Here is a 15,708-nt window from a genome sequence, read left to right as displayed (position 1 = left end):
ATTGGCAGAATTAGAAATAAATATTGCTTTTTCGGTATGTGTATTTCAAATGATGCTATATTATATCTGGTAAAAAAGCGTATTAGTTTAAAAGGGGTGAGGATGGAATTAAATAATGTTGTTTCGAATATAGAAAGAAAAGAGGTTCAACATGTTTATCGACTGTTATTAAAAGCCAGTTTACCATTGATGGATGATGGTGATATCGGTTTGATTCGAAAGGCATTAAGTCTTACTGCATTAAGTGATGGTTCAATCGCTCGTAATGAGGCTGGTGAGTTAAAAATCAAAGAATCATTAGAGGTAGCCCTTGTTGTGGTTAATGAATTGGGACTAAGCAGGGTGGCTGTAATTGGTGCCTTACTTTATGATTCAGTACTTGAAGGCACTATTACAGAAGAAAAGGTCGAAAAGGATTTTGGGAAGCAGGTAGGAGTTATTACCCGTGGTCTGGTAAAAGTGGGCGAATTATATAGCAAAAACACCTCGATCAGGAATGAAAACTTCAGGAAGTTACTTCTGACTTTTGCTGAAGATATTCGGGTGGTGTTATTGATCATAGCCAACAGACTTCGCACAATGCGTAACCTGGCGCTGTATCAAAAGGAAGATCAGGAAAGAATAAGCGGTGAAGTCGGTTATTTATATGCACCAATGGCCCATCGATTAGGATTGTACAACATCAAATCGGAAATGGAAGATTTGGTCATGAAGTTTACCAACCGGGAGATGTATTCTTTCATAGCACGTAAGTTAAACGAAACAAAGAAAGCTCGTGACAAATACATTAAAGAGTTTATTGAGCCGCTTGAAAGTCAGTTACAAAAGCAAGGATTGAAATTTGAGATCAAAGGGCGAACCAAAACAATACATTCCATCTATAATAAAATAAAAAAGCAGAATACTGAGTTTGAGAATGTTTACGACCTGTTTGCTATTCGTGTGATACTGGATAGTGAGCTGGAAAAGGAAAAGGCGGAATGCTGGCAGGTATATTCAGTTGTGACTGACAAATACCAACCCAATCCAAGCCGTTTACGAGACTGGATCTCTGTTCCCAAATCAAATGGATATGAGTCATTACATACCACCGTTCTTGGACCTGAACAGAAGTGGGTCGAAGTTCAAATACGTACCGACCGTATGAATGAAGTGGCCGAAAAAGGCCTGGCTGCTCACTGGAAATACAAAGGCCATAAGGGTGAGAAAGGCATGGATGAATGGTTGGCTAACGTACGTGAAATACTTGAAAATCCGGAACTTAATGCTGTTGATTTTATTGATGACTTTAAGCTGGATCTATACGATGAGGAAGTGTTTGTATTTACCCCCAAAGGTGATTTGCGACGTTTGAAAAAAGGGGCTACCGTTCTCGATTTTGCCTTTGAAATTCACTCCGAGGTAGGAAAGAAATGTCTGGGTGGTCGTGTCAATAATAAGAACGTACCTATAAAATATGAATTAAAAAACGGCGATCATGTAGACATTCAGACTTCTAATAATCAGGAGCCTAAAAAAGACTGGCTAAACATTGTAGTTACATCAAAAGCCAAGTCCAAATTAAAACAAGCCCTGCGTGACATAGAGTACAAAGAAGCTGAGATCGGTCGAGAAATGCTTGTTAGAAGACTAAAGAACTGGAAATATGAGCTCACTGATCAGTTGCTTAATCAATTAGTCAAGTTTTTTGGTTTTAAAACGGTGCAGGACTTTATGCGTGCCATTGCCATTGATAAAATTGATTTTGCCCGTATCAAAGATTATATCGTACAATCTGAGAAAAAGGATGAAGAGATTTCTGAATCAGAAAAGGAGCGTAGTGCTGATAAGTTTGTTGCAGGTAATGATGAATTACCCGATGATGATGTTTTAATGATCGACAAAAGCCTAACTAATGTTGATTATAAGCTTGCCAAGTGTTGTAATCCCATATTTGGAGATGAAATATTCGGTTTTGTAGCATCAATGGGCGGTATAAAAATCCATCGGAAAAACTGTCCTAACGCGGTTGATATGCATACAAAGTTTGGCTACAGGATCGTAAAAGCCCAATGGACAAGTGCAGCTGACTCAAGCTATCAGGCCACATTGAAAGTTACCGGTGTTGATGATATCGGTATTGTCACCAATATTTCACAGGTTATTTCCAAGGAAATGAAAGTGAAAATAAGGTCGATTTCCATTGATTCGCATGAAGGCGTATTTGAAGGTAATGTGACAGTTTTTGTGGATAATACGAATAGTTTATCGACTTTGATAAAGAAAATAAAAAATATAAAAGGAGTCTATTCTGTATCAAGGATTGGCGCATAAATAAATAGGCTGTTTAGGTTGATTTTTTCTTGTTTTTGAGTTAACTTTTTTTGAAAACGTGTCTGACTTCTAAACTTTACAGCTATGGCAGAAAAAATCATCACTTTAGTCGTATTATCCTTCGAAAAAGCTCATATTCTTAAGTCGATGCTTGAAGCGGAGGGGGTTGAGTGTTTTCTTGAAAATACCAACCTGATTCAGGGAGCCATTTCAACAGGTGTGAAGGTAAGGATATCTGAGGATCATCTAGAAAGCGCTATGGGTGTGCTTGAAAGTATGATGCAGGAGGAGTTAGAGCCAGTTGAAACCGAAAATGTTCCACCAAGAATATTGTTACCGGTTGATTTTTCCGAATATTCCCGTAAGGCAGCAGAGTTTGCTATGGACATTGCCCAGGAACATGAAGCTGAATTAACAGTTTTTCATACCTATTTCAATCCTATAATCAGCACTATGCCATTCTCTGATACCTTTGCATACGAGGTAAATACCGAGGAAATGGTAATGGAATTAGAGGAAAAAGCCAGGGAAGGTATGGAAGAGATGAAATCGTACCTTAACAAAAGGAATGAACAGTTAACTAAGCCGGTTTCATTGAAGATGGAGATGGTCAAAGGTATTGCTGAAGATGAAATCGTCAAATACAGTAAAATCTATCGCCCTATTGTCATAATAATGGGGACAAGGGGATCTGACAGAAAAGCTAGTGATCTGATTGGTAGTGTGACAGCAGAAGTGATGGAAGCAGCCAGGGTGCCTGTTTTAGCGATTCCTGAGAACTTCCAGTACTCAGGTTTAGGCGGGATGAAGAACCTGCTTTATGCCACCGACTTTCAGGAAGCAGATTTTCGTTCTCTTCAAAAGTTAGAGAAGCTGATCAGGCCATTGGATATCAATGTAACATGTGGCCATGTCAGCTCTAAAGAACACTCGCAATGGGATGAAGTTAGAATGGCAGGCCTAAAAGAACATATCAAAAAGAACTATAACGAGGAATTGGTTAAGTGTGATTTGATTGAACATGAAGATCTGTTTGTTGGTATTGAAGGGTACGTAAGAGATAATCAAATAGATATACTTTCATTTACCCGAAGAAAGAGGAATTTGATTAGCCGTATTATCAACCCTAATCTGGCAAAAAAAATGTTGTTCCATTCAACTACGCCATTATTAGTTTTTAATGATTAATTTCTTACTTTTAGGCTAAATAATTGCCTGTATAAGTGAGAAACCTTTATAAAACATATCTTAGAGCCGGTCTTTGTTTAGCCGGCTTTCTGTTTTATACAAATGCCACGGCACAATATATAGTGAGTGGCGAAATTCTCGATGTTGATAATACATTCGATGATGTAATTGTCGAATTATCAGTTAACAATCAGAAAAAGGAACTACAGGTTTCTAATACCGGCCATTTCAGAACTTCTTTGGATTGGAATCAAACCTACTATTTCAAATTCAGAAAATCAGGATACGTCTCTAAGGTTATTGAATTTTCAACTGTTTTACCCGACGATAAGCAACCCTCTGCAATTGAACCATACCATATGCCTGTTCGCCTGTTCAGAATGTTTGAAGGAGTAGATACCGTATTCTTTCAGAATCCAATAGCAAAAATTCATTTTGATAAAAACCTTGGTGATTTTGAGCATGACATAGATTACTCTCTGAAGGTAAAATACCGCATTGACCAAATGAGGGAGAAAGGTAAGTCCACACCAAATAAACCAGTAAAGCCAATTAATACAGCACAGAAAACAGCTAAAAAGAAATCGGTGAAAGCGATTGAGAGCGAAGTTGGTCAGGTGAAAACTGATAAAAGCATTGTTGTTTCAAACAAAGATGAGATAGTTATTGACCATAATGAAGTGGTTGATGTGCCGGATTTAAAGAAAGACTATAAAGAAGGAGAAACGATGGAGGAGTTTAATCTTAAAAACAGGACAATTATAAGACATGTTTTCCTGAACAATGGACAACGACGGGTCTTTCTTTCGGTAAAGCATAACTGGGGTGGGCATTATTACTTTATTGATGAAGCAGAAATAGGTTATAGATGCATTTCTAAAGATATGTACGAGTTTTTTCTAATGAATTACAGAAATAAAATAAAAGATAATAAATGAAGCAGTTAAGAGGATTTGCCAGTGATAATAATGCAAGCGTTCATCCCGAGATCTTAAAAGCAATGGCAGATGCGAACACAGGGCATGCCGTTGGGTATGGCGATGATACAGTTACCGGGCAAGCTCAAGAAATATTTAAACAATGCTTTGGGAAGCAAACGGAGACTTTCTTTGTTTACAATGGAACAGGAGCGAATGTGATTGCAATTCAGGCATTAACACAGTCATTTAACGCAGTTGTTTGCGCACATACGGCTCATATCAATGTTGACGAGTGCGGAGCTCCTGAGAAGCTTTCAGGATGTAAACTGTTACCGGTTGAAACAGATAATGGAAAAATAACCGTTGAGCAAATAAGCAAATACATGCATGGTTTTGGTTTTGAGCATCATGCTCAGCCCAAAATGGTGTCAATTACACAAGCAACAGAACTGGGAACCATCTATTCCATTGAAGAAATAAAGGAAATAGCTGACTATGTGCATGGTCTTGGATTATATTTGCACATGGATGGTGCTCGTATTGCAAATGCTGCAGCTGCCTTGGGCTGTTCCTTAGCCGATATTTCCATTAATGCCGGCGTTGATATTTTATCTTTCGGAGGAACCAAAAATGGATTAATGTTCGGTGAAGCCATTGTTTTCGCTGATCCTAAGCTGGCTGAAAATGTGAAATATATTCGAAAGCAATCGACACAACTGCATTCAAAAATGCGTTATATTTCTGCACAATTCGCACGCTTACTTCAGGATGAGCTTTGGTTATCAAATGCCAGTCATTCCAACAAAATGGCTAAGTTATTGGGAGAGAAGGTCTCCGCCATTAAGGGAGTTGAGTTAACACAAAGAGTTGATTCCAACGGTGTATTTGCCATTATACCTAAAGACATTATTGCACCTTTACAAGAGGAATTTTTCTTTTATGTCTGGGACGAACATCGCTCCGAAGTTCGCTGGATGACATCGTTTGATACCACAGAAGATGACATTGAACAGTTTGTAGCCACCTTACAAAAATTATTGAAGTAAATTGACTAAACTATCTGACATAGAGCTTAAAAAGATTAAGACGGCGATTTTAATTCCCCTTTTCTTTCTGGTGGTCACTTTTACCTTAAAGCTAATTGAGACACTGGAAGGATTTAGTTTTGTAGAATGGGGCATCAAACCGATGTCAGTGGCAGGGCTATCGGGGATATTGCTTTCTCCTTTAGTTCACTCCGATTGGGATCATTTTTTTGCCAACGCAGTGCCTTTATTTGTTTTAGGTACTTCGTTATTTTATTTCTACCGGGGTATATCAGTCAAAGTCTTTGTTTTTATTTATTTGCTTACAGGTATTTGGGTGTGGCTGGGAGCCAGAGATGCCTGGCATATTGGAGCAAGTGGTGTTATTTATGGTTTGGCAGCCTTTCTCATTGTCGGTGGTTTTATCCGTAACTATATCCCCTTAATGGCGATCTCTTTGATGGTCATATTTCTATATGGAGGAATGATCTGGGGTATATTCCCTTTAAAATGGGATGTGCCTTATTCATGGGAATCTCATTTGTGGGGAACAGTTGCTGGTGGAGTACTGGCAGTTATCTATCGCAAAAAGGGTCCTCAAAAGCCAGTGAAGGAGTGGCCCGATGAAGACTATGAATATCCTTTTTGGGAAGTGAGTAGCGAAGAAAGGGAAACGGAAAAGTAATTAAGATGAGACTTTTTGTTGCAATAGACTGTGATAGAGCTAAAAATGAATTGGTTCTTGCTCAAAAGGAATTTGCGACTTTAAACGCACGTTTTACACAAAGTTTCCATCTTACGCTTTTGTTTATAGGTAAAGTCGATAACGACAATGCTGAGGTGATCATAGATAAGTTAAGAACAGTTCCTTTAACTCCCTTTGAGCTGCACCTAACTCAATTGAATACATTTAAATCACACGCTCAAAAGGTAATCTGGTGCGGTGTTAATGAGTCACAACCATTACTGCAGTTGCATGAAGATATATCTAAAGCAATATATGGTGAAAAGACGATTCATAAATATTCGCCACATATTACGCTGGCACGGGTGAAAAATTACCGAAGCCTGACGAACAATGAAAAAATAGTGTTGGATAGAGGATTGAAGAAGGAGGTGACTGCTTGTAGTTTCGAGGTCAGGCACTTTGTTCTTTATGAGAGCAGGAGTTCCCCTGGGGGACCAATTTATAAGGTGCTTAAAAAATACTAGTGATGGATTTGGAGAGATGTTACGTGCAGGTGGAGGGCGATTTGTTTCCATAGTGATTACGTTTTTATTAAACTTTCTAAAACAAAAGTGGTAAAAGACAAATAGCAAGAAAAAACTATTCAATGTTTCAATAATCTTTCTCTACTAACAACAGCTGTCGTTCAAAGAATCGATATATTGGTCGTTGGTAGATAAAATAATGCTGTTTGTAGAAAAGAAAATCCATTAATTGAAAATGCGGTATTTTTGTAATATGATAAAATGGGCACGATCAAGACGTAAAGAAATAATAGTACATGCAGCCTGGTGGATTGGCTTCGGGCTTTTACTGTCTTATTTTCCACTGATTATAATGGATACTGCAGATGCTGTCGTTTTTGTGTTTCGAACATTAATTGCCAGTATAATAATATTTTACATTAATGCCTATTGGCTCTTGCCACGTTTTATAGGCCGGGGGAAGTACCTTAAATATTTGCTGGGTATCCTCATTACTATTTTTGTTACAGGTATAGTGTTTCATCTTTCCAACGGACGACGGGGAGTTGGGCCGGCCCCTTTTACCCAACGTGACAGGGAATGGGAAGAAGTTATTGAAAGCGATCGCTTTTTGAGTGAAAACAAGGAACTGATTTACCAACCTATACGTCCTAAAATAAAAGACAGGCGCTTTTTTGGAATGAGTATGATGGGGGTGCCATCATTTATAGCAATGCTATTCATCAGTACTCTGTTCTGGATCTACAGCGATTCACGTCAACGTAATCAGCATGAGTTAAGTTTAGTTAATCAAAACCTGGTTAATGAGATGAAGTTTTTGAAGTCTCAGATGAACCCACACTTTTTATTTAATGCACTCAATAACATTTATAGTCTGTCAATGCTACATTCTGTTAAAACGCCAGAGATGGTGTTAAAGCTATCTGCCATGTTGCGTTATGTTTTGTATGAATCAGAGGATGTGAAGGTAAAACTGGGTAAGGAAGTTGATTACATTAAAAACTTCATTGAGTTTCAACGAATCAAGATAGAGGGTATTCCCAATATACATGTAGACATAGACCGTGCTGATCGTATGAAAATGATCGAACCGATGTTATTGATTCCCTTTGTTGAAAATAGCTTTAAACACAGTAAAATTGAGGATACTGATAATGGATGGATCTCTATGACATTAACCACTTCAGATAAAGAAATAAATTTTGAAGTATCCAATAGTGTTCCAAAGAAGAAGTTGGCCGCAGATAAGAACAGTGGAATAGGTGTTGAGAATGTTAAACGGCGTTTACAATACCTATACCCGGGAAAGCATAATGTGGATATAAAGGTTGATGAGAAGGAGTATAAGTTGAATTTAAGAGTAATAACTGATTAAAAAGGAAATGGATAGTAACATCCTGCGCTGAAAACATCAGGATGATTACCCCAAAGTATGTGTTCATTTCTATACATAAATACAAACCAGGAACAGATGAAAGTTAAGTGCATAATTGTTGATGATGAGTTTCCGGCACGTGAGTTGTTGCAAAGTTTCATAGCTAAGTTTGCCCATTTAGAATTGATAGGCAGTTTTAAGTCACCACTTGAGGCCATGGGCATCATTCAAAATGAAGAAGTTGACCTGATGTTTCTGGATATTCAAATGCCTGATATTACAGGTATTGATTTCCTGAAGACCCTCACGAAGAAACCATTGGTCGTTTTTACTACCGCCTATGAAGAATATGCTGTTGAAAGCTATAAATTGGATGTGCTGGATTATCTGGTAAAACCTTTTTCGTTTGAACGCTTTATGCATACAATCAATAAAGTAGGTGACAGGTTATCCTATAAAAATGTAGTCAACGATTTTCAGACACTTCCTCCAAAGGTTGAAACCAAGAACTTTATGATGGTTAAGGCAGACCATAAAATATACCGCGTTAAGTTTAAGGATATCCTGTATATTGAAGGTTTACGTGAGTATGTAACATTCTTCTGTGTCAACGAAAAGATTGTATCTCTCGAGTCGCTTAGAAACCTGGAACAGCAGCTGGAAAGTCATGGGTTTATGCGTGTCCATAAATCATACATTGTAAATATTGAGCGGATTGTTGCTTTTTATGGTAACCAGTTAAAGCTCGATAATGTTGAGAAATACATTCCGATTGGAAAGTCATTTAAAGAAGTGGTTAACAAACGGCTTGTGAACAGTTAATAATTAAATCACCAGAAGGGAATAGTCGGTCAAATATCCTGTTATACTTTCTCTAATTTTTCTATTTTTGCGCCTAAATTTTTGGCTTGTTATTTGTTTCAGGCTTATAAAACAAAAAATAGACAAATATGAGTAACCCAGTTGACAATACCCTTGAAGTTAAAAGTGATTTAGAAATTGCTCAGGCTGCCCTGATGCAAAACATTTCTAAAATTGCTGCCAAACTAAACATTTCCGATGAGGATTTGGAATTGTATGGAAAGTACAAAGCCAAACTGCCTCTGGAATTAATTGATGATACAAAGGTAGACAGCAATAACCTTATTTTAGTTACTGCCTTGACACCAACTCCTGCCGGTGAAGGAAAAACAACCATTTCCATAGGACTTACCGAAGGTCTGAATAAAATAGGCAAACAAGCTACTGCTGTTTTGCGTGAGCCATCTTTAGGACCTGTTTTTGGTATTAAGGGAGGTGCAGCAGGCGGAGGTTATGCTCAGGTTGTTCCAATGGAAGATATCAACCTTCACTTTACAGGTGACTTCTCGGCTATTGAGAAGGCAAATAACCTATTAGCAGCGTTAATAGATAATAATATACAAAGCAAAACACGTAGCCTGAACATTGATCCCCGAACTGTTATCTGGAAGCGTGTGATCGATATGAATGATCGTACTTTACGCGATATCGTTGTTGGATTGGGTGGTACACCAAACGGAATTCCTCGTCAGGATGGTTTTAATATCACAGCAGCTTCTGAAATCATGGCTATTCTTTGTATGTCAAATGATATTGCTGATTTAAAACGTCGCCTTGGTAATATCTTCGTTGGTTTTACCTATGACAAAAAAGCCATTTATGCGCGTGATCTTAATGCCCAGGGTGCCATGGCATTGCTACTGAAAGATGCAGTGAAGCCAAATCTGGTTCAGACGCTTGAAGGTAATCCTGCTATTATTCATGGTGGGCCATTTGCTAATATCGCACAGGGTACTAATACCATTCTTGCCACAAAAATGGGCTTGTCATTATCTGATTATGTGGTGACTGAAGCTGGCTTTGGCGCTGATTTAGGGGCTGAGAAATTCTTGAATATCAAATGTGTTGCGGGAGGCTTGAAGCCAAAAGCAATGGTAATTGTTGCTACCATCCGTGCTTTACGTCACCATGGTGGTGCATCCAAAGAGGAATTAAATACCCCGGATACAGATAGAGTAAAGACAGGTTTTGCCAACTTACAGAAACACATCGAAAATGCTAAGAAATTTGGCTTGAACCCGGTAGTTTCCATCAATAACTTTATTTCTGATACTGAAGAAGAAGTTGAGTTGGTGAAGGCTATGTGCGCCGATCTGGGGGTTAAGGCAGTACCTACCAAGGCATGGGCTATGGGAGGCGAAGGTTCAATGGCATTAGCACAGGCGGTGGTAGAAGAGGTTGAGAGCGGTAAAAACAGCTTCAAACCTTTATACGATCATAATCTTGGCGTTAAAGACAAAATCAAAACCATTGCTCGTGAGATTTATGGTGCTGATGGTGTTGATTTTTCAAAACAAGCATTGGCTGACATCAAAAAAATAGAAGGATTACAGCTGGATAAGCTGCCAATTTGTATGGCAAAGACACAAAAGTCCTTCTCTGACAATGAAAAGCTTATTGGTCGCCCTGAAGGTTTTACAGTGACGGTTCGTGAGTTTGAAATAGCAGCGGGTGCAGGTTTTATCATTCCTATTTTAGGTAAAATGATGCGTATGCCAGGATTACCTTCTGTTCCTGCGTCTGAAGGCATGGATATAGATGAAAATGGCATAATTACCGGTTTGTCGTAAAGACTTGTAATGGACTTATGATATAAAAAAACCTCGCATCTGCGAGGTTTTTTTTGTATCGTATATAATAAGGTCTTACTTCTCTGCTGGTAATTCTTTTAACTTAAGGTGGTCACCCGAGTCTTTTACAATAGTTTTGTAATATTCCTGAGAATAACCAGGGAATTTAGCATGCTTTGGATTACCATGCTCGTTGCGCAGAAACTCACCATCTACTTCTTCGTGTAAGTTACCATCATTGTACTTAACCAATAAGAACTCACCAAGCTTGCGCCATCTGTTAGTCACCAGTTCAGCCTGATTCATCGAGAAATCAGTCAGGAACTGACGGGCTAATTCAGGGTTTTGATCATACAATGCTTTGGCTGACTGGTCAATGGCAGTTGTATAAGAAGTTAAGTTATCTTCTAATTCGGTCTGTACCTTTTTAATATCTTCGATCATGAAGCTGTAGCGGCCATATGCACGGTTACTTACAGTTGTAAAAACCCAGAAGGCAGAACTGTCAGAGTATGTTAGAAGATCGCCATTGCCCTGGGCAAGACAGTTAGGAACAGCTGTCATACCGGCATACATTGGCATATATACGCTTGAAGCCGCATCATCAACACCAAACCAAAGAATACCACCAATATGAGCTGGTAACCAACTACGCATTTGAGCGACAAATGAGAAACCGGTTTGCTGAGTAGCAATGGCACGTTCGTTGAAATACTTTTCTCCATCAACTTCCCATGTTAAAGGACGGAAACGGTAAGGTTTACTATAAGGACCAGCACCTGCATCTTTAGTCATGTCAAGAGCAGTTCCTTCATAATGGTCGCGCATGATATTCATTACATCGCGATGCGAAATCTTACGATCAGGCTTGATATACAATGGCATTCTTTCTGTTGAATTACCCAATGCATAATCTTCGTATTGACCCATATCTGCAGGGTTCATAATATTAAAAGCACTCCATACGCGTGCGTCGCAAAAACGAACAGCACCAAAGTCAAGAGGAGCATAGGCATCTGCAAAACTAAAATCTTTGTTCTTGCCATTAAAATATCCTTTTTCGCGAGCAAATGAGATTACATCTTCAGAGTAAAGACAATTATCGCTGTCTTTTAAAGGAAATGTCGTGATACGAGCCTGGTTAGCGTGTGCAGAAACATATCCGTCAGGAATTTTTACTGCAACCCATACAGCCCCTTTATTACCTTCGCCCTTACCAATCATCTCCATTACCCATACTTCATTGGCGTCGGCAATTGAAAATGATTCACCAGAACTGTAGTAACCGTATTTTTCAACTAATTCGGTCATTACCTTGATCGCTTCTCTAGCTGTCTTAGCACGTTGCAATGTAATGTAGATCAAGCTACCATAGTCAATTAGACCATCATTGTTTTTAAGCTCTGAACGACCACCAAAAGTGGTTTCGGCAATGGTTAACTGGTGCTCATTCATATTACCAATTACAGTGTAAGTCTGAGCCGCCTGCTCAATCTCACCAAGGTATTTACCAGTGTCCCATTCATATACTTTCAACATTGTACCGGCTTCATAAGTAGCAGCAGGCCAAAAATATAACTCTCCATAAAGGTCATGAGAATCTGCAGCATACGAAATTAATGTAGAGCCATCAACAGATGCATTTTTTGTAACCAAAACGTTGGTACAAGCGTTAGCAGGAGCGAAATGGAATAGCAATGCTGCAACCCCAACTAAAGCCATTATTTTCTTCATCATATCAAATAATATTAAGTGAAAATGTTTGTTCTGACACAAATATATAAAATCCCAACTATTAGAAAGTGAGTTTTGACAGGTTTAGCAAGGCTTGTTTTGAGATGTCATAAACGAACTAACGTTAATGACATATTAGTGTAATAGTTTGCGTTTTACTTTCATTTTTACTTATTTGCATAAGGTATATCGGGGAAAAATGGATTTAAGCGATGAACTTATTCAAGCATTAGACTATTCTGAAAGCATTGTTGTACTTACGGACGATAAAGGCAATGTGCGTTATGTGAATGAAAGTTTTGTAAAAAAGTATGGCTATTCAAAAGAAGAAATAAAAGGACAAAATCCTCGATTGTTCAAGAGTGATTACCACGACGAAATATACTACCAAAACCTATGGAATACCATCAGAAATGGTGAAACCTGGAGAGGCATTTTTAAAAACCGAACAAAAAGTGGTGCTTATATCTGGGAAAAAGCAATTATAAGTCCGGTTGTTATCAATGATAAATTAACTGGTTACATTGCCGTAAAAGAAGATATAACCCGCCAGCGGGAACTTGAAAGTCAGCTGGACCGGGATAATCATTTTCTGGATGAGCTATTCGATAACTCCCCAATCGGCATTGCTATTATACAGCCACAATACAATGAAGAGAAAGAAGTCACAGACTTTATCGTGATACGTGCCAACCCATCTGCCGGCAATGTAATTGGAAAGTTGGGATTAGTGGGTTTAAAGGTTTCTGAGATACTTCCTAAAAATGATGTGATTGATAAACGGTTGCGTTTAATATCCAAGCGAAAATCATCCTTTGAAGCGCATTTTAAGGAGCAGGGAAAGTATGTCAAGTATCGTACGTTTCCCTTTGGCAAGGATAATATTTGCCTTTTCTTTTATGATGTATCACCTTATCGCCAAACCATCGAGGCCCTTGGCGCCAGTGAAGAGAGGTATTTTTCATTGGTTGAGGATGCTCCCGCATTGATCAGTCGTTTTGATAAGGACGGTCTTTTAATATATGCCAACGAACAGTATTGTAAAACCTTTGAAGTTGACAAAGAGGAACTGGTAGGGAAATGTATTTATGACTGGTATCCTGATGAAGAAAAGGAGCGGGCAAAACGAACCATTGAATCACTGACTGCAGATAATCCCATTAGCGTTGTTGAGCATCAGCTGTTATTAAAGAATGGCAAAGTAAAATGGATGCGCTGGTTAGACAGGGCTTTGGTTGATTCATCAGGAAACATATTCGAATATCAATCGGTAGGTATGGATTTGACGCCACTGAAACAGACCGAGATAGAGTTAATACAACACAGGAATAAACTGGATGCGGTGGTCAATAGCACTGTTGCAGGTATTGGCGTGGTTTCGCCAAAAGGTAAGTTTGTACTTGTCAATGAACGCTTGCAGAAGCTATTGGGTTTTGGATCAAAGGAAGCCATGTATCAATACAGTCATTTGGAGGTGACACATCCTCTGTGGCAGCATGAAGCCGAAATGTATTTTAATAAATTACTGGTTGGTGAAATTGATGATTACAATCTGGAATGTCAATTTATCAGAAATGATAAAGCAACTTTTTGGGGCGATCTGCATGTTTCCCCTATAAGGGATGTGAACGGGCAGGTATTGGAAATTATAGGCATTGTTACAGATATTACCAGTAAAAAAGAGATAGAATTTCAATTAAAGGAACGGGAAAAAAAGCTGAAAGAACTCAATGCTACCAAGGATAAACTGTTTTCGATAATTGCTCACGATATTAAAAATCCGTTTAATAGTATTCTGGGTTTTGCAAGTCTGCTGAAAAACAACCTGGAGTTCTATACACAGGAAGAGGTTAAATACTATGTGGATCAGATAGCAATAAGTAGTGAAAATGTATATAAGCTATTGGATGATTTGCTGATATGGGCAAAAAGTCAACTTGGACAGATGAAGGTTAAACCACAGTTTTTTAAACCCCGACATCTGGTTAATGAAGCCATTGATAATTATGGTATATTGGCAAAAAACAAACAAATTCACCTCGAGAATGATGTTAGCCACCAATTGGTTGTATATGCTGATCTGGATATGATTAAGTTTGTAATACGCAATTTGCTTCATAATGGTATTAAGTTTACCAATGCCAATGGAGAAGTGAGATGTTCATCATATGAATCAGATGATTACAATGTTATTTCAATACGGGATACGGGAATTGGCATAAGACCTGAAAAACTAAAGGTTCTTTTTGATATAAGTGATTATATCAGTACCACCGGTACAGCTGAAGAAAAAGGAACCGGGCTGGGGCTGCATTTGTCGAAAGATATGATAGAGAAGAATAAAGGTCTGATAGAAGTGGAGAGTCAGGAGGGCAAAGGAACCGAGTTCAGACTCTTATTGCCAAAAGATAAAAACGAAAAAAGCACCGAATAATACGGTGCTTTTTATAATTAGAACTTGTTTACTACTTTTCGTATTTCTACCAACCGGGACATCAAACCTTCCAGTAGATCCAAATGAAGCATATTGGCACCATCAGATTTTGCATTGGCAGGATCAAAATGTGTTTCTATAAACAGGCCATCAGCTCCAACTGCTATGCCTGCACGGGCTACAGTTTCAATTAACTCTGGTTTACCACCTGTAACTCCACTTGATTGATTTGGCTGCTGTAAAGAGTGTGTAATATCCAGAACAACAGGTACATCAAATTGCTTCATGGCTGGTATGCCACGGTAATCAACGATCATATCCTGGTATCCAAACATGGTTCCACGGTCGGTCAATACCACATCGTTATTGCCCATGTCACGCACTTTTTTAACTGCAAACTGCATGGCTTCAGGGCTCAGAAACTGTCCTTTTTTGATGTTAACCACTTTGCCTGTTTGGGCTGCAGCTACCAATAAATCGGTCTGACGGCACAAAAATGCCGGAATCTGCAGGACATCAACATATTCAGCAGCCATTGCTGCTTCATCTGCCGCATGAATATCAGTTACTGTAGGCACATCAAATGTTTCACTTACCTTGCGAAGAATCTTCAATGCTTTTTCATCGCCAATACCACTAAAAGAGTCAATGCGAGAGCGGTTTGCTTTACGGTAAGATCCTTTGAATATGTATGGTATTTCAAGTTTATTAGTAATCTCAACCACACGCTCAGCAATTCGTAAGGCCATTTCTTCGCCTTCGATGGCACAGGGACCGGCTAATAGAAAGAAATTGCCACTATCAGTATGTTTGATTTTAGGTATCTTATTAATATCCATGTTTTTAATTTAGTTCG

General features: G+C 38.6%; 12 protein-coding genes. 10 read left to right on the top strand and 2 right to left on the bottom strand.

All coding sequences use genetic code 11. From position 1 onward, the window contains the following. Positions 1–102 precede the first annotated feature (102 nt). The 9 genes from ACRD69_RS19755 to ACRD69_RS19715 all read left to right on the top strand — a co-directional run bounded on the left by ACRD69_RS19755 (position 103) and on the right by ACRD69_RS19715 (position 10,684). On the top strand, positions 103–2,313 hold the full coding sequence (locus ACRD69_RS19755) for a RelA/SpoT family protein (RefSeq protein ID WP_430816863.1): 2,211 nt from the start codon (positions 103–105) through the stop codon (positions 2,311–2,313). Positions 2,314–2,397: 84 nt separating this feature from the next. Next, positions 2,398–3,501 (top strand): universal stress protein, encoded by a 1,104-nt coding sequence (locus ACRD69_RS19750; RefSeq protein ID WP_430816862.1) that lies wholly within the window; start codon positions 2,398–2,400, stop codon positions 3,499–3,501. A gap of 35 nt (positions 3,502–3,536) precedes the next feature. After that, a complete protein-coding gene (locus ACRD69_RS19745; RefSeq protein WP_430816861.1) occupies positions 3,537–4,439 on the top strand; it encodes a hypothetical protein in 903 nt (300 codons plus the stop codon). Beyond that, positions 4,436–5,467, top strand: a complete 1,032-nt coding sequence (locus ACRD69_RS19740; protein WP_430816860.1) for a threonine aldolase family protein — start codon at positions 4,436–4,438, stop codon at positions 5,465–5,467. The genes ACRD69_RS19745 and ACRD69_RS19740 overlap by 4 nt, the downstream gene beginning before the upstream one ends. Position 5,468: 1 nt before the next feature. Further along, on the top strand, positions 5,469–6,131 hold the full coding sequence (locus tag ACRD69_RS19735; protein WP_430816859.1) for a rhomboid family intramembrane serine protease: 663 nt from the start codon (positions 5,469–5,471) through the stop codon (positions 6,129–6,131). Between the two features lie 5 nt (positions 6,132–6,136). Continuing rightward, complete coding sequence (gene thpR, locus ACRD69_RS19730; RefSeq protein WP_430816858.1) at positions 6,137–6,658, top strand: RNA 2',3'-cyclic phosphodiesterase; 522 nt, start codon at positions 6,137–6,139, stop codon at positions 6,656–6,658. A 253-nt stretch (positions 6,659–6,911) separates the two neighbouring features. Continuing rightward, positions 6,912–8,033 carry a sensor histidine kinase gene (locus ACRD69_RS19725; protein WP_430816857.1) on the top strand — a complete coding sequence of 374 codons (1,122 nt, stop codon included), beginning with the start codon at positions 6,912–6,914 and terminating at the stop codon, positions 8,031–8,033. Positions 8,034–8,129: 96 nt separating this feature from the next. After that, the gene (locus ACRD69_RS19720) at positions 8,130–8,855 is read left to right on the top strand and encodes a LytR/AlgR family response regulator transcription factor (protein WP_430816856.1); all 726 of its coding nucleotides are present in this window, start codon (positions 8,130–8,132) and stop codon (positions 8,853–8,855) included. A gap of 128 nt (positions 8,856–8,983) precedes the next feature. After that, on the top strand, positions 8,984–10,684 hold the full coding sequence (locus tag ACRD69_RS19715; protein ID WP_430816855.1) for a formate--tetrahydrofolate ligase: 1,701 nt from the start codon (positions 8,984–8,986) through the stop codon (positions 10,682–10,684). A 75-nt stretch (positions 10,685–10,759) separates the two neighbouring features. Here ACRD69_RS19715 and ACRD69_RS19710 read toward each other — a convergent pair whose 3' ends face one another. After that, entirely contained in the window at positions 10,760–12,421 is a 1,662-nt protein-coding gene (locus ACRD69_RS19710) for a dipeptidase (RefSeq protein ID WP_430816854.1), read from the bottom strand. A gap of 196 nt (positions 12,422–12,617) precedes the next feature. Here ACRD69_RS19710 and ACRD69_RS19705 point away from each other — a divergent pair, with 196 nt between their 5' ends. Beyond that, the gene (locus ACRD69_RS19705; RefSeq protein WP_430816853.1) at positions 12,618–14,852 is read left to right on the top strand and encodes a PAS domain-containing protein; all 2,235 of its coding nucleotides are present in this window, start codon (positions 12,618–12,620) and stop codon (positions 14,850–14,852) included. A gap of 17 nt (positions 14,853–14,869) precedes the next feature. Here ACRD69_RS19705 and kdsA read toward each other — a convergent pair whose 3' ends face one another. Next, on the bottom strand, positions 14,870–15,691 hold the full coding sequence (kdsA, locus tag ACRD69_RS19700) for a 3-deoxy-8-phosphooctulonate synthase (RefSeq protein ID WP_430816852.1): 822 nt from the start codon (positions 15,689–15,691) through the stop codon (positions 14,870–14,872). Positions 15,692–15,708: the final 17 nt, after the last annotated feature.

Source organism: Carboxylicivirga agarovorans, assembly GCF_050589845.1.
GTDB lineage: Bacteria > Bacteroidota > Bacteroidia > Bacteroidales > Marinilabiliaceae > Carboxylicivirga > Carboxylicivirga agarovorans.
This window is presented reverse-complemented; position numbering and strand designations above follow the sequence as displayed.